The sequence below is a fragment of the Streptomyces hamibioticus genome (assembly GCF_047946815.1).
Classification (GTDB): Bacteria; Actinomycetota; Actinomycetes; order Streptomycetales; family Streptomycetaceae; genus Streptomyces.
Genome location: NZ_JBKKQY010000001.1, coordinates 151,980 through 172,133 on the forward strand (window position 1 = coordinate 151,980; position 20,154 = coordinate 172,133).

12 protein-coding genes and 3 pseudogenes are annotated in these 20,154 nt (G+C 68.0%); 8 read left to right on the top strand and 7 right to left on the bottom strand.

Annotated features, from left to right (window positions below; translation table 11 throughout):
- Positions 1–45 precede the first annotated feature (45 nt).
- Together ACLGIH_RS00580 and ACLGIH_RS00585 are read right to left on the bottom strand one after the other, a co-directional pair.
- Positions 46–1,134, bottom strand: a complete 1,089-nt coding sequence (locus ACLGIH_RS00580) for a cytochrome P450 (RefSeq protein ID WP_416523222.1) — start codon at positions 1,132–1,134, stop codon at positions 46–48.
- 1,960 nt (positions 1,135–3,094) lie between these two features.
- Positions 3,095–3,412 carry a hypothetical protein gene (locus ACLGIH_RS00585; protein ID WP_416523223.1) on the bottom strand — a complete coding sequence of 106 codons (318 nt, stop codon included), beginning with the start codon at positions 3,410–3,412 and terminating at the stop codon, positions 3,095–3,097.
- 228 nt (positions 3,413–3,640) lie between these two features.
- On the opposite strand from ACLGIH_RS00585, the gene ACLGIH_RS00590 reads away from it, so the two are divergent.
- Together ACLGIH_RS00590 and ACLGIH_RS00595 are read left to right on the top strand one after the other, a co-directional pair.
- Entirely contained in the window at positions 3,641–4,927 is a 1,287-nt protein-coding gene (locus ACLGIH_RS00590; RefSeq protein ID WP_416523224.1) for an ISAs1 family transposase, read from the top strand.
- Between the two features lie 37 nt (positions 4,928–4,964).
- Positions 4,965–5,054, top strand: a pseudogene (locus ACLGIH_RS00595) (RidA family protein); the annotation flags it as partial.
- 94 nt (positions 5,055–5,148) lie between these two features.
- On the opposite strand, the gene ACLGIH_RS00600 reads toward ACLGIH_RS00595, so the two are convergent.
- A complete protein-coding gene (locus tag ACLGIH_RS00600) occupies positions 5,149–6,018 on the bottom strand; it encodes an esterase/lipase family protein (protein WP_416523225.1) in 870 nt (289 codons plus the stop codon).
- Positions 6,019–6,253: 235 nt separating this feature from the next.
- Between ACLGIH_RS00600 and ACLGIH_RS00605 the strand changes: the two genes are divergently transcribed.
- The 3 genes and pseudogenes from ACLGIH_RS00605 to ACLGIH_RS00615 form a co-directional block, all read left to right on the top strand.
- Positions 6,254–6,589 (top strand): type II toxin-antitoxin system RelE/ParE family toxin, encoded by a 336-nt coding sequence (locus tag ACLGIH_RS00605; RefSeq protein ID WP_264935841.1) that lies wholly within the window; start codon positions 6,254–6,256, stop codon positions 6,587–6,589.
- Positions 6,586–6,908 (top strand): annotated as a pseudogene (locus ACLGIH_RS00610) (helix-turn-helix domain-containing protein). Before ACLGIH_RS00605 ends, ACLGIH_RS00610 begins: the two are co-directional and overlap by 4 nt.
- 76 nt (positions 6,909–6,984) lie before the next feature.
- Positions 6,985–7,200, top strand: a pseudogene (locus tag ACLGIH_RS00615) (IS110 family transposase); the annotation flags it as partial.
- A gap of 967 nt (positions 7,201–8,167) precedes the next feature.
- Here the strand turns inward: ACLGIH_RS00615 and rph are convergent.
- From rph to ACLGIH_RS00635, 4 genes are all read right to left on the bottom strand, one after another.
- Complete coding sequence (gene rph / locus ACLGIH_RS00620; RefSeq protein ID WP_416523226.1) at positions 8,168–10,765, bottom strand: rifamycin-inactivating phosphotransferase; 2,598 nt, start codon at positions 10,763–10,765, stop codon at positions 8,168–8,170.
- A 1,051-nt stretch (positions 10,766–11,816) separates the two neighbouring features.
- Positions 11,817–13,220, bottom strand: coding sequence for a VanZ family protein (locus tag ACLGIH_RS00625; RefSeq protein ID WP_416523227.1), 1,404 nt, complete (start codon positions 13,218–13,220; stop codon positions 11,817–11,819).
- A gap of 821 nt (positions 13,221–14,041) precedes the next feature.
- On the bottom strand, positions 14,042–14,485 hold the full coding sequence (locus tag ACLGIH_RS00630) for a hypothetical protein (RefSeq protein ID WP_416523228.1): 444 nt from the start codon (positions 14,483–14,485) through the stop codon (positions 14,042–14,044).
- Between the two features lie 649 nt (positions 14,486–15,134).
- A complete protein-coding gene (locus ACLGIH_RS00635) occupies positions 15,135–15,296 on the bottom strand; it encodes a hypothetical protein (protein WP_416529568.1) in 162 nt (53 codons plus the stop codon).
- Between the two features lie 634 nt (positions 15,297–15,930).
- On the opposite strand from ACLGIH_RS00635, the gene ACLGIH_RS00640 reads away from it, so the two are divergent.
- The 3 genes from ACLGIH_RS00640 to ACLGIH_RS00650 are packed head-to-tail and all read left to right on the top strand — an operon-like array spanning position 15,931 to position 19,806.
- Positions 15,931–18,222, top strand: coding sequence for a hypothetical protein (locus tag ACLGIH_RS00640; RefSeq protein WP_416523229.1), 2,292 nt, complete (start codon positions 15,931–15,933; stop codon positions 18,220–18,222).
- Positions 18,219–19,487: a CHAT domain-containing protein gene (locus ACLGIH_RS00645; RefSeq protein ID WP_416523230.1), complete on the top strand. Its 1,269-nt coding sequence runs from the start codon at positions 18,219–18,221 to the stop codon at positions 19,485–19,487. The genes ACLGIH_RS00640 and ACLGIH_RS00645 overlap by 4 nt, the downstream gene beginning before the upstream one ends.
- Entirely contained in the window at positions 19,462–19,806 is a 345-nt protein-coding gene (locus ACLGIH_RS00650; protein ID WP_416523231.1) for a Pepco domain-containing protein, read from the top strand. The genes ACLGIH_RS00645 and ACLGIH_RS00650 overlap by 26 nt, the downstream gene beginning before the upstream one ends.
- The last annotated feature ends 348 nt before the right edge of the window (positions 19,807–20,154 follow it).

A 20,154-nucleotide genomic window follows, 5' to 3' on the forward strand; every position in this document is an offset into this window, starting at 1 on the left:
AGCGGTGCGGCCCTGTGCGTCGGTGCGGGTGTGCGTCCGTGCGTGTTAAGGCCTTGCGACCTCGACCGGCAGGTGGCGTACGCCGACGATGACGGCCGGGTTCTGGAAGGTGACCTCGTCGTAGTCGGGGACACCCAGACTGGAAAAACGTTCAAGCAGCATCCGCAGTGCGATCCGCGCTTCCACCCGCGCCAGCGGGGCGCCGAAGCAGAAGTGGATGCCGTGACCGAAGGTCAGGTGGGGATTGGGATCGCGGCCCGGATCGAAGACGTCCGGCGCCTCGAAGCGGGCGGGATCGCGGTTGGCGGCGCCCAGATGGGCCACCACCGTCGTGCCCGCGGGGAGTTCCTGACCATCGATCACCACGGGCCGCGTGGTGCGCCGACCGAGTTCCGCGAAGGGAGGGAGCCAGCGCAGCACCTCCTCGATGGCGTCCGGCAGCCGGCCTGTGTCGGCGCGCAGCGAGCGGAGGGTGCCGGGGCGCCGGTCGAAGGTGACGACGGCGTTGCCCAGCAGAGCCGTGGTGGTGATGTGCCCGGCGACGAGCAGCAGGGCGACGAAACCGACGATCTCCTGGTCCTCCAGGCGGACGCCGTCCACCTCGGCGGCCACCAGCTTGCTGGTCAGATCGTCCCCGGGGTGCGCTCGGCAATGCCGGATATGGTCCAGGACGTAGCTGTTCATCTGCCGCACAGTGGGGGCGATGGCATTCAGGGCGCGTTCCAGGTCGGCCATGTCGGGCGCCTCGCCCAGTCCGTCACCGCTGAAGAGGGTGGCCGCCCACTCCTGGAAGAGCTTGTGGTCGGTGTCGGGTATACCGAGCAGTTCGGCGATGACGATGATGGGCAACGGGTAGGCGAGCGCATCGACCAGATCGAACCGGTCGCGGTCGGCGACATCATCCAGCAGTCGACCGCACACAGATTCGATACGCGGCTCCAATCCCTTCACCACGCGGGGAGTGAATGCCTGACTCACAAGCGTTCGGAGCTTGCGGTGCTCCGGGGGGTCCATGCCGACGAAATTGCCCTGCCGGAAGAGTTCGAAGTCCTCCTGCGTGGGCGCGATGGACGAGAAGTCGGAGGAGTACGTCCCAGGGTCCGCGAGAATGGCGGCCACCGTCTGATAGTCCATCACCTGCCACGCACCCTGCCGTTCGTCGTAATGGGACGACCCGGATGCGCGTAAGGACTGCCACCGTTCGCTGAGTCTTTCGAAGGGTAAGAGCTCCTGTGTCGGTGGGTTGCCGGTCACTGTTTCTCCTTCGTGCGGAACGCGGGGACAACGCATCCACAAGCGGGGCGGTCGGCGGTGAGACCCAGGTCCGGTCACGGGTTTCCCATACGACCTGGTCCACGCCCGATGACAGCAGATCTACGCGAGAAGCGAAGCGGCCGAGGGCTCAGAGCGGTGAGCCATCGCAACGCCGCATCAAAGGCTTCGGAACTCGATGTCGCCCCGGTCGGCCCCGGCCCGGAACAACTGCTCGCCGTACGTCACCGAGTTCAGACACGCGTCAGCGAATGCATCGCGGACCATACCGGTCCCACGCCCGTCCCAGAACGAACGGCAGTATTCGTCGTGCGCACCAAGCGGACATCACACATCTCCAGTGAACGTGCCGCGCGGCCGTCGCGCGGTAACTCGCCCTTGCCCTTACGCATGCCGGGCCCTTGGGGGAGGACCATACGTTCGATATCTCACACGCGGCACGAAGCCCCGCCGACAGAGAAGGGCCCTGCGCATAACGAGCACCCTCGCCCCGGCCGAACTCGGCGACAGTCTTCACGGTGGGTCAACTGAAGGCAACCCCGCAAGTTCGACGGGGAATGTTTCAGCAAGCCATGTCGCGTGGCTTCCGGGCAGCCCGGGCCGAACCCATCGACGATGGCTCCGGCTTACTGCGCCGCTCGCACCACGCGTGCCCCAGGGCCAGACGGCTAAACAGCCACACATGCAGAACCTGCAGTTGCCCTTGGGCGCACAGACCCCGCAACTCGCCTCACCTGCACAGAGATTGTCCGCCACGGCCGCACAGGCACGACAGCAAAGAACCGGAATACGTGATTCGAAGGTGGCTCATCCCGATGCGGCGTTGATCGTGACCCCGACGGCCGACGCACGCCGTCACGGGCACCTGGCCGGGACCCTTCACCGATTTCGGCTGGATCCCGCCGGGGGAGCGCGTGGGACGCACTTCCGCTGCGTATGCGCGGGGGCGCGCCCGGAACCCCGCCCGCCTCGAGGGCGGAACCGAAGTGCGCTCCCCACCTCTACCAGCCGGTTTCCCCAGATCGGCGTCCTGGCACCGGCCTCGGGCGACGTCGGCGGCGGGCGCAGGCCCCGCAGCCGACAAGGCGCACCCCGCCCCCGCCGACGGGCAGATGACAGCGCAGGGCCGGCAGTGGGCCGCCATCCAGATCGAGCCGACGAAGGCGACACGATGGACCGGCCTGGTGCCGCATACGGGGTGTTTTGACGGTCGGCCCGCGACGGCGACATCCGGTGCGGTCCAGGACAGCTGGGTGGCGGGTCACCGCTGTGAGGTTTCGGTCGCACCGGCTGGAAGTGGCGTCCGGGCGGTACGGGCCACTGGACAGGCCGGTCGTACGAGGACTCCTGCGATGCCGCACCCCGGCCACGACGCCCCGCGTCCGTCCGTACAGTAACGCCCCCTCCACCAGTTCGATGGAGGGATCGCCGTAAGCCAGGGGGTCAGTGGGCAGGCCTGCCGCTCACAGCGACCAGAGGGGGCGAACACCTGCAACACGGCGAGTTGAGCATGTCGCCGACTTCCTCACAATGAAATGGCTATCTCTCTGACCGAACATAGCCAGACGTTCCTTGCAGTTGTGCTGTCCAGTGCATTCGGGGCGACGGGCGAGGCCCACAAAAGGCGTGCGGACGATTCGGGTATCCAGTGAACGTGCTCGTTCGCGCGGTCCGGCGCGGTGCCGAACGGCCCGGAGGCAACTGGTGAGCAGTAGCCACCCGGGCAACTACGGACAGGGAACTGTCGCGGTGGCTCGCACCGGCCGAAGCCGAGCCACGCACGGCGGACCGTCCGGGAGAGCGACCGGTGAAACCGCCCAGATCACAGCCCTTCACGAAGCAGTGCTGCAACGAAGTCCGAAAGGGCGGTCGCCTGAGGTGGCACCTGTCCGCGGAGAAAGCGCCCATAGTGGTTGGCCACCAGTCGGCGCACCTCCGCCTCATCCGGCTCCTCACCAGTCAGCTCGAGGCGGACTTTGTGGAACTCACCTGTCATGCGCAATGGCCTGGTCAGCGCGTCGAACCCGCAGGCGTACTCACCGGGCATCTCCCACCATGTCTCGGCGAATGCGTGATCCCTCAGGACGTACATGTGGAACTCGTCATCAAAGATGATCACGGGGCCTATCGGTGCAGTCACTCATGGAGTATGGCGGATTCCACGCTGACACCTGACACCTACCGAAGCCCGGCACCACGGGCGGCTTCGGCCACATGGTGCGGCTCGGATGGACCTCCTCCCCCGGGGCCCCGGGGAGAATCCCGTCGCTCCCGGATTGACCGGTTGATCATCGATGCCCGGACATGAGACGAGCACGGCTCTTGTGGATCATGGAGTTCTCTACGCTCCCGGATCAGCAAGGCTGCCGTGCTCGTCGCTCCATCCTCCCTCATGTCCGTGTCCCTGGGCACGTCGCCCTGCTCGTCCACCGGTGCGGTCGGGGAGGTGTCGGCGGACGGGCTGCTCCGGGCACTGGCCAAGGTGCCCGACCCGCGTGATCCGCGGGGCGTTCGATATCGGCTGGCCACGCTGCTTGCGATCGGGGTGTGCGCGATGACGGCGGCCGGGCACAACTCCCTGGTTGCGATCGCGGAATGGGCCCGTCGGTGCGATCAGAAGGTGCTGGCCCGTCTGGGCTGCCCGTTCGATCCGTTCGCCGGCCGGTATCGGGCTCCGGGCGAGCGGACCTTGCGGGACGCCTTCGCCAAAGTGGATCCCGGCGCGCTGACCGCCGCGGGTTTCGCCCGGCTCACTGCGCTGGCGTCGCCCGCCACCGGACCGCTGAGCCCCGACGGCGTCCCCGAACGCGAACAGCGCCGTGCCCACCGAGCCGCCGTGCTTGCCCCGGACCCGGTCCGGCTGAGGCGGCGGGCGTTCGCCGTGGACGGCAAGTGCCTGCGCGGAGCCGTCCGCGCCGACGGCAGCCGGATGTTCGTCCTGACCGCCGTCCGTCACGACGACGCACTGACGGCCGCCCTGCGCGAGATCGGCGCGAAGAGCAACGAGATTCCTGAGTTCGCCCCGCTCCTGGACACCATCGACTACTCGGACCTGCACGAGGCCGTGATCACGGTCGACGCGATGCACGCGCAGAAGGGTCACGCCCGCTACCTCGTCGAGGACCGTCACGCGCACTACCTGCTGTCGGTGAAGAACAACCAGCCCACGCTCGCGGGGCAGTTGAGGAAGTTGCCTTGGGGCAAGGCACCTGTCCTTGACCGTTCACGCGACCGGGGGCACGGCCGCGAGGAGGTACGGGAGGTGAAGGTAGTCTCCGTGGACGGCCTGCTCTTCCCATACGCCCGCCAGGTCATTCGCATCCACCGCAAACGCCGGTCCCTCAGTGCGAAGAAGTGGCAGACCGAGACGGTCTACGCAGTCACCGACCTGCCCGCCCACCAGGCATCCCCCGCCGAGATCGCTTCCTGGGCCCGCGGCCACTGGATCATCGAGAACACCGTCCACTGGACAAAGGACGTCACCTTCGCCGAGGACGCCAGCCAGGTCCGACGTCACCACACCCCGGCCGTCATGAGCGCCTTGCGCGACCTGACCCGCACGGCCCTCGATCGGGCCGGCTGGACCAACATCGCCAGCGGCCGACGCGCTCACACCCGCCCCGACGCCGCCCTCAACCTGCACGGCATCCCATGATCAAAACGGGCGAACTGGATTCTCCCCGGGGCCCTGCCACCGGCCCCCGGCGACGCTGATCGGGGTGGCGGCGCTGGACGTACCGGAGCACCTGGTGGAGATCGAGGCGGTCGCCGTACTGGACTGATTTTTTGGGCGTTCTCAGGCAACGGCGGGCGCCGCCGGGATGGTCCCGACGGCGCCCGAGTCAGTGGTGGCGGGGTGTCAGTGGTGCCGGCGTGTCACCACTTTGTGTAGTGGAACAGCGCGGAGGTCGTCCAGGGGGCAGGAGAGCCGGCCGTCTTCCAACCGGTCGCCGCGGAGGGCGAGTTGCGGTACTTCAGCTTGTGCAGCCCCGTCCGGACCGACTTGAGGGCCGCGTGGTCGTCTTTGCCCGGGAGGTCGTCGTAGCGGACCCAGTGCTTGAAGCCGCCCGCGGTCGCCGACGACTCCGAGACGATGGCGTCGCTGTCACTGCCGATCGCCGTCCAGTCGGTGGGCTGCGTGGACTGCGGGTTGTTCTTCAGCCACTTGATGAGCGACGAGTTCTTCCGCATGTCCTTGGTCTGCTGGTACGAGTGCCCCCAGCCCCAGTTGGTCCCCGCGTGCGGCGTCCCCAGCGTCACCACGTCCTCGACGAACAGCTTCTTCGGGAACCCGGCTTCCTTCTTGGCGACGCCGGTCAGCGCGGCGCGGATGATGAGGCCGCCCATGGAGTGTCCCACGAGGTCGACGGACTTCCCCTTCGCCGTGTAGTCCTTGTAGATCTTGTTCGCGAGCTTCTTCCCCAGGTCCTTCAGCCCGGTGTCCCGATCCCCACTGGCGATCCGGAAGTCACAGTTCCAGTCACCCTTGTAGAAGGCGACCCCCCGCACCTTCCCCTTCCACCGGTAGTCCTTGAGGTCCTTGCGGATGTCCTTGAAGTAGTCGTTGCAGTCGAACTTCGCCTCCCACAACGGGTCGTACCCGTGCACCAACAGCACGTCCTCGTTGCTGCTGTTGTTCCCCTTCGGCGTGGTCGCCGCTGCCGCCGGCAGGGCCGTAGCCACGACACCGAGCCCCGCGAACACCGCCGTGGCAGCCGTCGCCACCACCCTCGCCCTGATCCCCATCACACGCTCTCCGTTTCCCCGTTGACCTTGTCACTCCGCCCTGCCCTCGGCAGGACGATCACCAGCATGGGGAGGGCCGGGCGCAAGGGGTACCTATAACTCTTCGGGTTACGAAACGGGGTTCTTCGGGATCCGCGCGCGTCGGTGGCTACGGCGTGGCTGCGGGAAAAGAACGCGCGCTCGACCTATCCGAGGTCCGCGCGAGCTTGCGCTATGCCATTAGATCGAGCCCGAGGTGCGGAACTGGCTGGAGTTACTTCCGCTGCGCCTCTACCGGCGGGTGGAGGACAAGACGGACCATCTCCTGGACGAGCCGACAACGCTCGGTGAGCCGTACTCTCGTCACCTGGGCGGCAAGCTGCGTGAACTGCGCTTCGAGTTGGACGGCGAAGCTGTACGCATCCCGTACTGGCTCGCCCCAGGACAGCGGATCGTTCTGCTGACGGTGTTCCGCAAGACGAAGATGCGCGAGGCGGCAGAGGTCGAACGTGCACATCAGGCCCAGAAGGTCTGCGAGACCGAGCACGGCCGGGCCGAGCACATCGACGATCGGCGTAGGGAGAGCCGATGAATCACAGCACGTGGAGAACGCGCCGGACCCGGCAGCTTGCGGGAGAGGCGGTCGAGTACACCAGGAGTACGTCGACGCGCGGCTGGCCGGCGACTTGGGTCAGGCCGTCTACGACCGCCGGATCGAACTCGACCTGTCCCAGGCGGAGTTGACCGAACGAGCCGGGATGACTCAGCCGCAGGTGTCCCGGATGAAGGGCGGCGACACCGTCCCCACCCTCCCGCTGCTGCGCCGCCTGGCGAAGGCCCTGGGCGGCACTCTGAACCTGGCCATCGACGAGGGCGACTCCAGGGTCGCGTTCACTCCGCACGCGGCCTGAAGCCTGGTTACAACCGCGCGATGAAACTCGCGAACGCGGTCGGGGTGAGGAGCAGGGCGGGGCACTCTCCCCACGCACCCTCCAGTCCGGAAACAAGAACACCTCCGGCCCCACCGGCAAGGGCAACCCCTGGCTCCGCGGCACCCTCGGCGAAGCAGCGATCTCCGCCGCACGGGCCGACACCTTCCTCGGCGCCCGCTACCGCAGGATCATCAAACGCCGCGGCCACATGAAAGCCCTGGTCGCCGTCGCCCGCTCCATCCTGGTGTCCGTCTGGCACCCTGACCGTTGAGTTTTCCGGTCAGAGAACTCCGTGATCCACAAGAGCCGTGCTCGTCTCATGCCCGGGCATCGATGATCAACCGGTCAAACCGGGAGCGACGGGATTCTCCCCGGGGCCCTGCCTCCTCCCCGCAGTCGATCGAGGTCCACTACGGCACGAGCCGGGCCAGGGCCGTCAACGTCGCGCTCCCACACCACGGCGTCCGGCGACGCAGTCATCCCCGCCCATCCGGAAGTCGACTGGGAGCAGCTGCGCACGGTCGAGAAGGGCTGGCGCTCGCCGCTCGCGGTGCTGCGCCCCGCGTCGGCGGCAGCACCGGCATAGGCCCCGTCGACGAGCACTACCGCCGTCCCTCAGGGACCCACCGCTCCTAGCATGGCTGCGATCTCGACCTCACCGGCGTCACCGTCGACGGTGACCTGGACTTCAGCGGTGCAACGTTCTCCGGCGGCAGGGGGCCTTCCGCGACGCGGGGAGGCCAGCTCCTGATGGTCTTCTCGATACCCTCGGCTCCCCTCCTCCTGAAGCAACCCTCCTCCCCTCCAGCTGGTTGCCCTGATGCCAGCAGCGCTTGAAGGGCTCACAGCCGCTGGAGGCGGACCAGGACCAGGCCGAGTGTTGATGTGATGCACACCGAGCTGGACCGGAGAGCTGCCGAGATGGCCGACCAAGTGATCGCCTGGCGCCACCACCTCCACCAGCGCCCCGAACTATCGCACCGGGGAAGCCGACACCGCCCGGTACAGCGCTGGCCACCTGCGTTCCCTGGACGAGCCAGGCCTTGTCTTCCTCGACACCGCGGCCGCCGACGACACGGCGCAGACGGTGTTGGACGCCCTGTACCGGCTGTGGACCACCTACGGGAGAGCCCTTTATGGCGTGTGCCCGTAGAGGCGGGCCTACCGGCCCGCCTCTACGTAGACGTACGGCGCCACCCCGGGCCCGGCGACACCGCACCTTGGATAGATTCCGCTGGTCAGGAGAGCAACTCGATGTAGCCGTCGGTGCCGTGGACGCGGATCCGCCGGCCGTCCTGGATCAGGCGGGTGGCCTGTTCCACGCCCACGACCGTCGGCAGGCCGTATTCCCGGGCGATGACCGCGCCATGGGTCATCAGGCCGCCCACCTCCGTCACCAGGCCCGCGATCCCGACGAACAACGGCGACCAGCTCGGGTCCGTGTAGGCCGTGACCAGGATGTCGCCCTCTTCGAGATCGGCTTGCGCCATGTCCAGGATCACGCGGGCCCGCCCTTCGACGGTCCCGGCGGAGACCGGCAGGCCCAGCAGGGCGCCTGCCGGTGCGTCGTCGCGTCGGTACGCCCCGTTGACGGCTTCACCGTCCGAGGTGAGCACCCGGGGCGGGGTCAGCGCCTGGTACGCACGGAAGGCGTCCTTGCGCTGCCGGATCAGCTCGGCGTCCGCCCGGTGCGAGCGCGCGGCCTCGTGCAGTTCCTGGAAGGTGAGGTAGAAGGCGTCCTCCTTCTCGGCGAGCACGCCGGCCCGCACGAGCCGTTCGGCCTCGGCGAGCAGGGCCCGCTTGTAGATGAAGTAGCGGCTGACGATGCCGTACTTCGGGTACTCCCGGTATCCGATGAAGGTGCGCACCCGGTCGATCATCCGCTTGGTCTCGTCGGCCTTCCGCTCCCCGTCCGGCAGGGCCCGCAGGCGGGACAGTACGTCCTGTTCCTTGCGCAGCGCCTTCTGCCGGCTTTCCTCGAAGCGCCGTGCGGCGGCGCCCGGCGGGAAGTTCCGGACGTTGTCGAGGATCGCGGGCACGAGGGCGGCGGGCTGTTCCCGCCAGCGCGGCCGCGTGATGTCGATCTCGCCCACGCAGCGCATCCCGTAGCGGTCGAGGTAGGCCTTGATGGCGTCGCGCGCTTCGGACCCGCCCGCGAGTTTCGCCAGGTCGTCGAGGAAGTCGTCGTCCTCGACGCCCTGCAGGAACGCCACCACCTCCGAGTGCGGGCGGACGGCGTCGGCCACGTCCATCAGAGCCAGTCCCATCTCCGAGGTGACGTTGCCGGGGGCGGACAGCGTGAGCGTGTCGGCCGCGTTCTTCTCGCCCAGCCAGTCCCGCAAGCGGTCGTTGAGCCACCAGGTGGCCTCCATGCCCGCCATGATCACCTGCATGCTCAGCGGATCACCGAGGACGCCTTTGTGGTCCTCGAAGGCCTCCAGCAGGAAGTCGAACAGCTCTGCTCCGTGCTTCGTGCGGATGTCGCGCTCCAGCGCGGCGACGGATGCCTCGCTACGCTCGACCAGTTCGGTGACGAGGGCCGGATCGGTGTCGATCGGGGCGGGGGCGCCGTCGGCCGGTGGCCCGCCGGGTCCCGTGTCGGGGAACGACGGGACGAAGTCGCCGCGGTCGAGGAGTGTCTGCAGCGCATCCGTGATCAGCGGGTCGCCTCGCCCCATCATGTCCAGGAGGGCGGTGCGGCTGGCGGGTGCGGCCAGGTGCGGGGTCACGTCCACGAACAGCCGCCCGCCGGCCTCCTGCATCGGGACCATGGCCGTCATCCGCCACAGTGAGAGGCCGAGGGGCTTCATGGCGTCGGTCATCATCTGCTGGTGCCCGACGGAGACGTAGACGTGGTTCTCCTGGTCGTCGGACTCGGGGGTGGGGAACAGCGTGGTGATGGGCCGGCTCTGCACGATGTGGAAGTCGTCGCCGTCCAGGCACCATTCGATGTCCTGGGGGCGACCGAAGTGCGCTTCGATCAACCGCCCGAGCTGTACGAGCCGCAAGACCTGAGCATCCGTCAACGCCGGCTGCTGCTGCCGCCGCGCGTCGACGGCGACGTCCCGCGTCCCGCCGGTCAGCAGGGCATGGACGGTGCGCTGTTTGGCGACGATCCTCTTGTCGACGATCTCGCCGTCCCGAACCTTGAAGACGTCCGGGTTCACCAGTCCGGAGACCAGGGCCTCGCCGAGGCCGAACACGGCGTCCACGGTGGCGGTCTTCCGGTGGCCCGTGACGGGGTCGGCCGTGAACAGGATGCCGGACGCCTCCGGGAAGACCATCCGCTGCACGACCACGGCCATGCGGACGGCGCGGTGGTCGATGCCTTTCCTGAGCCGGTAGGTGACGGCCCGTTCGGTGAACAGCGAGGCCCAGCACCGGCTGACGTGCTCCAGGACCGCCGCCGGCCCCACGACGTTCAGGTAGGTGTCCTGCTGGCCGGCGAAGGAGGCCGTCGGCAGGTCTTCCGCCGTCGCGCTGGAGCGGACGGCGTAGGCGGCCCCCTCGCCGAACCGGGCGAGGGCGCGGGTGATCGCCTGCGCGACGACGCCCGGGACGGCGGCTCCCTCGACGGCACGGCGGAGCCGCGCGCCGAGCGTGCGGATCGTCTCCCGGTCGTCCGGGTCGACACGCGCCAGCTCGTCGAGCTGCTCGTCGATCGACGGCACGTGCGCCACGACCCGCCGGAAGGCGTCCGTCGTCACGCAGAAGCCGGCTGGCACCCGGGTCCCCTCCATCCGCGACAGCTCACCCAGGTGCGCCGCCTTGCCGCCGACGACCGTGACCTGAGTCCCGGCGACCTCTACGAGGTCCACCACGTACTGCTCGTTCATCGCGCCGCCTTCCGGGGCCACCGCGCCACCGCTCCCCCATGTGTCGACCACCGCACGCACACGTCGCGTCCCTCATTTCCGCAGGGTGTCGGGTATCGGCCGCCGATTCTCCGCCCTGACGGGGGCCTTGTGGCAAGCCCCCCGATGCGCTATAAGTTGAGTGTGGCAAGGAGAGTGCTCTCCTTGCCTTTCGTGTTCCTCGGGGAGGCTGTGTCTCAAAGAGCGTGTGGTTCAGGCTCACGAGTCGCGACCGGGTCGGCCTCCAAGGCAGCTCGCACCGCAGCGGGCGCCAGAGGCGAGTAGACACGCTCCTTGAGTGATGCGGCCGCCCCTCCAAGGCCGTCAACGCGGCAGGTACGGGAGACGCTGCTGGGAGGTCAGAGCATATGCCCTGGGTGACGGAGTCGGAGCCGGGGTCAGGATCGGCGGCGTGCGCGGTCGTAGGTGCTGCGACCAGCAGTGCGGAAGCGACAGCGACGACAGTAGCTCTGCGTGACATGAGCGGCGAGCTCCCTTGTAGGTGGCTCGTCCCCCGACGTTCAAGGACGCGAGCACACAGGATCATGCGTGACGCGTCCAGAACAATGGAGTGTGTGAAGTATGAGGAGATCTTGAGCTTTCGGATCAGCCAATATCCGTCCGTCTGCCAGTCACAGCCGTGGCCCGGGCTGCCCGCAGGCAAGACTCTCCCGGCTGCCCACTACCTCACCTCGCGGGCGGGCCCGAGGGTACGGAGCGGCTGCCTTCGTGCGGTACTTGGTGTCAGCTCATGCCTTCGTCACGGCGGGGCTTGTGGGGCGATCTGGAAGAGCAGGTGGATGCCGCCAGCGTCGGAGACGCTCGCGGCGCTCACCCAGACGGCCAGGAGCAGTCCGAGGGCATCGACACCGAGGCCACGGGCGCGGCCCGCACACGGGCGGCGGCTCAGAGACCTGGACTCTGATGTGGACGGGACCCACGCAGCTGCGGTGCTCGCGGAGCCGCTCCGCAGACGTGAGCACACCCCGGCAGGTCGGGCGCGAGGCCGGGCGGCCCTGCTTCGTCGGCGGGGTCAGCTCGTCTTGATGGGTACCCAGCCTGCGTCGTACACCTGTCCGGTGAGGGCGTTGACTCGGTAGAGCTCGACGGGAGCCGGTTGCTGTGCATCGTCGGTCTGTCCGGCGTGGGGCGAGGTGACGTTCACGAGCCAGTAGGGCTTCCACGTGCCGTCCAGGTCGTCCGCCTTCACGGTGACGGCCTCGGTCTGGAACTCGGCGTCGGTGCTTCCGTTGGCCCGCAACTGCGCCGCCACGGCCTTGTTCACTGCTTTCTCGGCCTGCTGTGCGTCGAGCTTGGCCTTGGGGATGTCTGCGCTGGTCGGGCCGAGGGTTACGTCGATCTGGGAGACGCGTCCGGCCCTGTCGATCTGGACGTCCAGCATCCTGGGCATCAGGACGTCGTGGTGAGTCCATCGCCAGTTCGTCATCCAGCCCAGGCCGGCCTTCTCGCCGACCGGGTCGGTCTCCTGCACGGTCGCGCTCTTCGCCCACGGGTAATGCCGGCGGGCGTACGCCTGGGCGATGTCGTGTGCCTGGCGGGCGGTGGTGGACGCTTTGGTCTCCTTCACCGGGTATCCCATGGCGGTGGGCCGGTCGCTGTCCTCGAGGAGTACGTTCAGGTGTTTCTTGTCCGGCCAGGACAGGCTCCCGTTGCCGAACAGCTCGGACTGACCCTTTTCACGGAGGTGCAGGTTGAAGATGATGTTCTTGCACTCTGTGTCCAGGCAGGGCTGCTCATACAGCTGACCGACCGTGTACCGGTCGCCGAACGCTTCCTTCACCACCGCCTCGACGGCGCGCTTCTGGTCCGTGTCCGCTGCGGAGAGGCTGCTGCCGTCGACGTTGGTGAAGTCGAGCATCGGTCGGGCAACGCCCGAGCCCAGCAGGAGCAGTGCGACGGAGGCGATCAACGCGCCCTTCACGCCGCCCTGCCACAGCAGCGCCTTGCGTACCGTGAGTACGGTTGCGGCGATGGCGAGTCCCGCCAGTCCGCCGATGATGTTCATCTCGGCGTCCGAGCTGTCGCACACACGCCCCAGGCCGTTGACGGTGGCCTGCGTGAACTCGATGCCCAAGGGCAGGGCGATGACGCCGACCAGGGCGGGAAGGGGCCGGCGGACCGCCAGGAGAGCAAGGGCGCCGACAGGCACCATCATCGCCAGGTTCCACAGCCCCTGCGTGGTGCGGAAGGGTTCGGCGAACTGATGGTTCAGGACGCACACGCCGCCGGCCGCGCCGGTGCCCATGAAGGTGACGCCGAGGACACCGGTGACGGTGAAAGCGAGTCCGGACCACCACAGACCGTGAGGGTTGCCCAGCCGGCGCGCGAGCGCCCATGCCACGCCACCGAGAATCAGGGCGGTCAAGGTGCACCCGACCAGATAGCCGACGTGGTGCTGGAAGATCGCGGAGAACACGGCGCGGTCCTTGTGCAGTACGGGAGTGAGACAGGCAGGGCCACAGGCCCCGCCTGATCAGACGGGGCCTGCGGGGCGCTGGTTCAGCAGTGCGTGGTCGGCGTCTGGAACGTGCCGCCGCTGTAGTTGAGGACGCCGGTCATGCTCCTGCCGTACGCGCCGCCGCCCACCCGAGGACTGACATATGGCCTGCCCCGAGCTGGTGGAGAAGGCGGCCGGCCGTCCCCCGGTCTTGGCGTTCTTCAGGCTGCCGGTTCATCCGGCTCAGCAGACCTACGATCACGGGCACATCGCAGAAAGTGCCTCAGCAGCAACACCACCCAGAACACCAGTGCCAGCGTCGCGGCAACCCTCACCCAGGGCCCGCTGCCGCTACTGGCCGCCGTCCACCCCCAGAACACGATGCTCAAGCACAACCAACCCGGGCCATCAAGGAACTCCCCCCTCGCCTTTCGGGACATTGCCCTGCTCCCCTCCGCTTTCGCGTTCCTGAGCAGGCCACTCCGAGCACTGCTCAGTGGCAGTCACTCAGGATCCGTCCCACACGCCCAGGCGCTTGAGCATGCGCTGGCGGAGCCGCTCCGAGAAGGCCATGAGGCCGAAGACAACCCCCATGGCCCCCCGCGAGCACAGCGAACAGAAGGCCGTCGGCCTCCTCCTCACCCGACAGTCTCAAGCAGAAGAGCATAAAGGGCACAGCCGCACAGAGACCGGCACCCATGGGATGGCGAGCCACCCCACTTCTGGACCCAGGTCGGACGCCGCTGCCCACCCAGGGCCTCGTCCAGGGGTAACGAGAGACTTCATCCTCGTTCACCGCGTCATCTTCTGAAACCTCGCACGCCCAGCCACCTGTCGTGGAACTCCTCGCGCCGCAGAGGGGACGCTTCCGCCTTGACGGTCAGAGTCGGCCGCCTTGAATCCCATCTCTCGGGTTCGGCGTACAGCTCGCCACTCGCAGTCTCCTTCACCGATCTGAGAGGCTCACCGCGAAACATCTCAAGCCATTCGCGCGTTCCGTTCCGATGCGTCGACTCAACAATTTCGACCAGCGTCCCGTCGTAATCCTCCGGAACGATTTGCAGGCAGAGCAGTTGGAGGTCCCAGATAACGACCCGGACGCGTCGTCCACCGCTGTCCTCGCAGCGGTAGGGAGGATCGAAGTCGTCGGCGTACTCGACGGTTTCCTCCAGCTCACGGACGCTGCCAAAGACGTGCTGGACCCCTTCTTCGTCGGTAAAACGCAAGGGGAATTCGGGTGACATTCTTGACTCCCTTCGTAGCAGACTGCTCATAGTCGCGAGGCCGCGGCGCGACACGGGGTGTCGCGCCGCGGCCTGACAGATGGGTACCTACCTAAGCGTTGTCCCGTAACTCGGGGCAGAGGCTGATGGATCACCACAGCCGGACCGACTTGTTCGGTTCCGCCCCAAGTCGCTACCTTAACGGGATTCCGGCCAAGCAGGTCGAACCGGACACCGGCAAGCGGTCTCCAGAGTTACGGGACAGCCCTTAGCTACCCAATAGCACTTCCACCACGGCTTGCCGCTCGGCGGCGGGTCCCAAGGCCGGTGCCGGCCTATGCCGGGACGCCGATGGTAGTGCGGACGGTACTTTCCGCGCGCCTTGTGGTGATGGACGCCAAACTGCCTACGGCCGTTGTACCTGAGGTCGCAGCCGAAGCCGCCCGCGTTGGGGAATCGCACACAGCGAACGCGAGTCTTCCTGACGATGTTCCTGGCGCCGTTCCAAGCTCGCCGGGCGGCGGGGCCGATCTTCCGGCAGGATTTCCAGCACCACTTGGCAGCGCGGCCCAACCAAGCCAGCCAGCGACCGTCAAGATCGTACTTGTTCACCGGATCGGCATAGGTGTACACCGCATCTCCTGACGGCGGCCGGCGACGTATCCGCGGATCATCTGATAGGAGATGTCGACGGCGTCGTGCTCTCGTCCATCAGCCGGTCGTAGATCCGCTTGACGGTGTGTCGCTGCTTCCGCGGCGCGGTCAGGTCCGTCCTGAGGATGGCGTCGATCACCGGCTTGTAGAGGTCCAGCCGCGTCTCCCGCGGCCTCATCTTCTTCCGCGGTTCCGGCAACGCAGAGGCCAAAGCCTCCTGTACGGTCTCGTGACCGACGCCGCACTTCCGCTTGAGAGCGCGCACCGACATGCAGATCTCGCCTACAAAGCCAGAGCGGCGAATTTTGGAGCCACGTTGCCTCAATGATACGAGCGTTGATGGGTTCGATGCACGGGCCGGAGAGTGCAGGTGCGGGCGGAAGTTCCGAAACCCCCGGCGGACACGAGCCGGATCAGGCGTGCGGGCCCGGTTCGCCCCTTCCCCGGGGGCGGTGGAGATTCGCCACGCCTTCGCAGGTGAGCCGGAGCTGGGTGTGGGCGGCAATCACATGCCACGTCCCAAACAGGTTCCGAAGCAGCGGCCCGTGCTGAGAGTGGCTAGAGGCCCTGGACGGCGCGCAGGAAGCGTCGACTCGGGCCATCGCCGCGGCGTCGACCATTCCCGGAAGCTTCGCGCCGTCGTCGCGGACGGTCTCACAACTGGTCATACTGGCTGTTGAGTTGCTGGACTCAGACTAGCCAACGGGGAAGTGATGGCGCGGAGAACAGGGAGGACGCAGGGTGTCGCTCCTTTCGCGACGGCCGCCACGGTCTTGGTCGCCGTAGGCGGCGCGGGTGCCGTACTCGCTCCCGTGCACGGCGCTGCGGTGCGCGGTCTGTGGCTGCTCGGCGGCTGGCTGGTGATCGCGGCGGCCGCCGTGTGGTGCGCCGAGGCGGCCGTCGCACGCGTCCGGCGCAGCCGCCAGCCCACTCGTCAGGGGGAAACTCGGACGCTGCACCTGTACACGGCCGGGATCCTGGCGACGGCCTTCCTGGGCGAACTGCTCCTGTTCATCGCCAGGCTGGCCCGCGGTCAGGACGGCGTGACGGCCTGGGCGGCCGGAGGCCTGTTCCTCGTATTGCTCGGCGCCGCATCCTGGCGCACCGCCAATGTCAGCGACCGCTACGGCTCCGCCAGTGGCCACACACCGTCCGACGGCATCCTCACCATCGCCTGTTTCGCCCTGTCCGAGGCGTGCGGCGCCTGGCTCACCGCCCGCTTCGCGGCCGAGGGGCCCCTGTGGGCGGCCTGGGCCCTCGGTGGCGCGATGGTGCCACTGGCTGCGAGTTTCTGGCTGTCTGATTCGCAGGACAGGTCGCCTGGCATCAGGTACCCGATGAGGTTCGGGGCCGCCGGAGCCCTGGGCGCAAGCGGTGTGGTGGCGGATTTCGCACTGAGGGGCGAGACCGTGGCCGCGTGGTGGGCGAGCGGTGTCGCGGTGGGCGTCCCGCTGCTCCTCTTCGGTGCGTTGTCCCTCTCCGCCCGCCGTCGAAGGACCGTCGGCCATCGCGGCCGGACGGCTCCGCCCGGGGCACAGCTCGCCGGGATACTGGTCCCGCTGGCCAGTGTCGCGTGGGCGATGTCCCGCGGGGAGCCGTGGAGTGCTACGGACTCGGACGGAGGACTGCTGCGGGTCGGCTGGCTGGCCATGGCTGGCGCTGTTCTGCTGCTGGTGCAGCATGGCGTGCTGCTGTGGACGGGTACCGGACAGCCTGGGGGCGGGACGACCGAAATAGCCCGGCGCGTGCGGGGGCTGGCGTTGCGAGAGCGGCAGCAGAACTGGGAGCGCCGCTTGCGCGAACTGGACTCGACTTCGCACAGCGTCCGCACCTGGTGGGGGCGTCTCGCCCAGCCCCTCGGGTCTGCCGCCGTGATCGAACTCCACCGGCGCACGGCCCTCACTACAGGTCTCGCTATCGACGAGGTCTGGCCCCGGATCGCCCTGGTCGCCTCAGACGAGGTCCTGCGACAGGTACGGCGCGGGGAGCGGGGCGTCCTCGTCTGGCGGATCACCGTCGCTTCCGCCCTGTGCACGTCCTGTGCCTGGCTGCTCATCGGGCTCACCGGCTTCGGCGGTTTCCGCTACACGGACTGGCGGCCCGTCCCGCTCTTCTGGGGGCCGCTGCTCATGGCGGTGATAGCGCTGGTGCAGGCGCGCAGGTTGTTGGTCGAGGTGAACCAAGCCAAGGCGGACGCAATCGACGTCTACCGGTACGACCTGGCGAAGCGCATGCACATCACCCTGCCGCCGGATCCCTCGGGCCCTTACATGATCCGGCTGGCCGGTGCGCTGAGCGGCGACGAGCTCGCGGAGCGACCCGGGTGGCACCGGCCGCCAGACCTTCCCGACGGCACCCGGCTCGACGAACTCGCCGATCTCGTGGCGCTACGGCTCCGGAGCGGCGTACGCGCCGAGGTAAGCCAGGCGCTTCGGGACAGGTTCGCCTTCGCCCCGCAGTTCCCGATCGGCGCGGATGTCGACCTGACCGCCCTCGCGGGGGAGGTCGCCGGCCGGACGGTCGGTCCCGTTGCCGAAGGCCTGAAGGGCTATCTCAGGGGCCACCTGACGGAACTCCACCGGCAGGTCGAACGGGACGTCCAAACCGCGATCCACTCCTCGATGAAGGAGGCTGTGGCCGGCCCTCCCCTGTCGAACTTCGTCGGCTACCTCGCAATCGAGCTGGACCGCGGGCAAGAGGACGTACGGGCCGACAGCGGCGTGGTCACGGCACCGGCGGGGCAGCGTGTGAAGCTGTTCGTCTCCGTCGTGCGCGACCCACGCGCCCGTGACCTCCCGTCGGTCGTCGAGAGCCCCCCGGGCCGGGACTTCTTCGTCTTCGAGCCGGTACGCGTCGAGGGCGGCAGGGATACCCGAACGGTGTCCTTCGACGCCATGGCCGACAGTTCGACGCTCACATCCCTGCCGCAACGCAGGAACCTCCTCGTCGAGAACGAGCGGCAGACCACTTTCGAGTTCCGGCTGCCCGAGAAGGAGGGCGGCCACGAGGTGTGGATCCAGCTCTACCAGGCGGGCCATCTCGTTCAGGTCGTCGCCCTCAAGGTAGAGGTACAGGCTCCGGCAGGGGCGATAGGCGACGCATGAACGAGGCACGGCCGCCGGACGTCTGCGTACGCGTCCTGACCACCAACGAGGCGACCCGACTAGAGTTCACCGCCGGGCGCCCCGGCGTCGCGCCCGTGCGCGCCACCCTGCTCGGCAGTGACGCTCTGCTCAGGGTCCGCCAGGAACTGGACCAAGGGCTGACCCGCCTCAAGGACGAACTCACCGCATTCGACGTCGAGGACAAGGACCTCAACCGGGTCTTCCAGAGCCTGCACGGCCTCGGCCGCACCCTGCTCTTCATCCTTTTCGGCGGACAGCAGGCCATCCTCAAGGAACTCCAGGCGTTCTGGAACAACGCCCTGCCGTACGGCATGAACCCCGAACTGCCGCCCCCGCTCGTGGAGTGCGTCGGCGGCCGGGACGGCTTCCTGCCGCTGGAGTTCCTGCCGCTGTTCCGGATGTTCCCGGGCGCGCCCATCGAGACCCCGGACGACTTCATTACCGCTTGCCGGACCCTCGTCGGCTTCTCGTGCGTGGTGCGCCGAGCCATGTTGCCCGCCCCTGTTCACGGCGGCCTTACCCTGCATGCCGGCCCGCACGGCCGGGTCCCCGCCCGCTACCTGTACTACGAACACCTCGAAGGAGCCGTCGAAGAACTGGCCTGGTTCAGCGGTGCCGGAAGCGCGCACATCGACCTCGAAGGCCCGTACCCCGACGGCACGGAGTGCGCACCGAGTCTGGCCGAACAGATCTTCGACCCTAGGCTCCTCCTCGACGGCACCCTCCGCGAACTGCCCGACCAATTACAGCACTTCGCCTGCCACTGCTACACGCGCTCGGACGACGCACTTGCCTCCGAGATTGAACTCAGCGGAGCGGGACACCACTCCCGCACCACGCTGGGCGCCCTCGGAGCGGACCTCGTCGCCCTCGGGGCCAGCCAGGACCTGCGTGACTTCGATCTGCCGCTGGTGATGATGAACGCCTGCGGGTCGGGCCGGATTCGCGCCCCGGGAGCGCCGTCTTTTCCGTTCCTCTTCCTCATGAACGGCAACCGCGGCTTCATCGGCACCGAGACCGAGATCCCCGACGACATCGCCTCCGCGTTCTCCACGGCGCTGTACGAACGCTTCCTCGTCCGTAGGATCCCGCTGGGCAGAGCACTCCTGGAGTCGCGACTGCACCTTCTGTACACGCTGCGCAACCCGCTAGGCCTGACATATGCCGCCTACGCCGATCCCGGCCTGCATGTCCGCCCGACACCCGAGGAGAGTCCCCGTGCCTCAGCCCCAGCCCACCCCTGACACCGCGAAGACGATCAGCGTCTTCGGCTTGGAGGACACTGTCTCGGGGCGCACCGACCGGCTGACCCTGCGACGCTTCGAAGAATGGCGGGCCGCCCGCACCGAGATCCCCGCCGAGGAACTCCGCTCCCGCCTGCGGGACTTCGTCACGACGATGCAAGACGTGATCCCCTCGTTGCCCCAGCGCGCGGGCGAGTTCCAGCTGAACGAGGTGACGTTCAGCGCTGAGGTGAGCGCGAAGGGAACGGTGTCCCTGCTCGGGTCCGGCGGCGAACTGGCGGGGCAGGCAGGGATCACGTTCACCTTCACCCGAGGCTGAACCGTCCGTTCCCCCTGCCCTGGCAGTCGCATCCGGACATGGGGCGAGGACCACCGCCCTGGCCGACGCGCGCCCGTAGGAACCGGCCTCGGCCGGACCGAGCGCAGCCGATCCGGCAGCACGGGGAGCGGGGACCGTGCTGCACCCGTGCCCGCAGAGCACGCAGGGCGGCCCCCGCCCGGCCGGAACCGTCTCTTCCCCACGACAAGACCAGCGAGCAGACCAAGACAGTCACATGATCAGCAGCTCTTGTCAGGGCCAGTAAGACTCCACCGACCGCGTGACTGGCTGACAGGTCCCGCGTGGTGCGCAGGACAGGTCTGGCGGTGGACTTGCTCAGAAGATCCT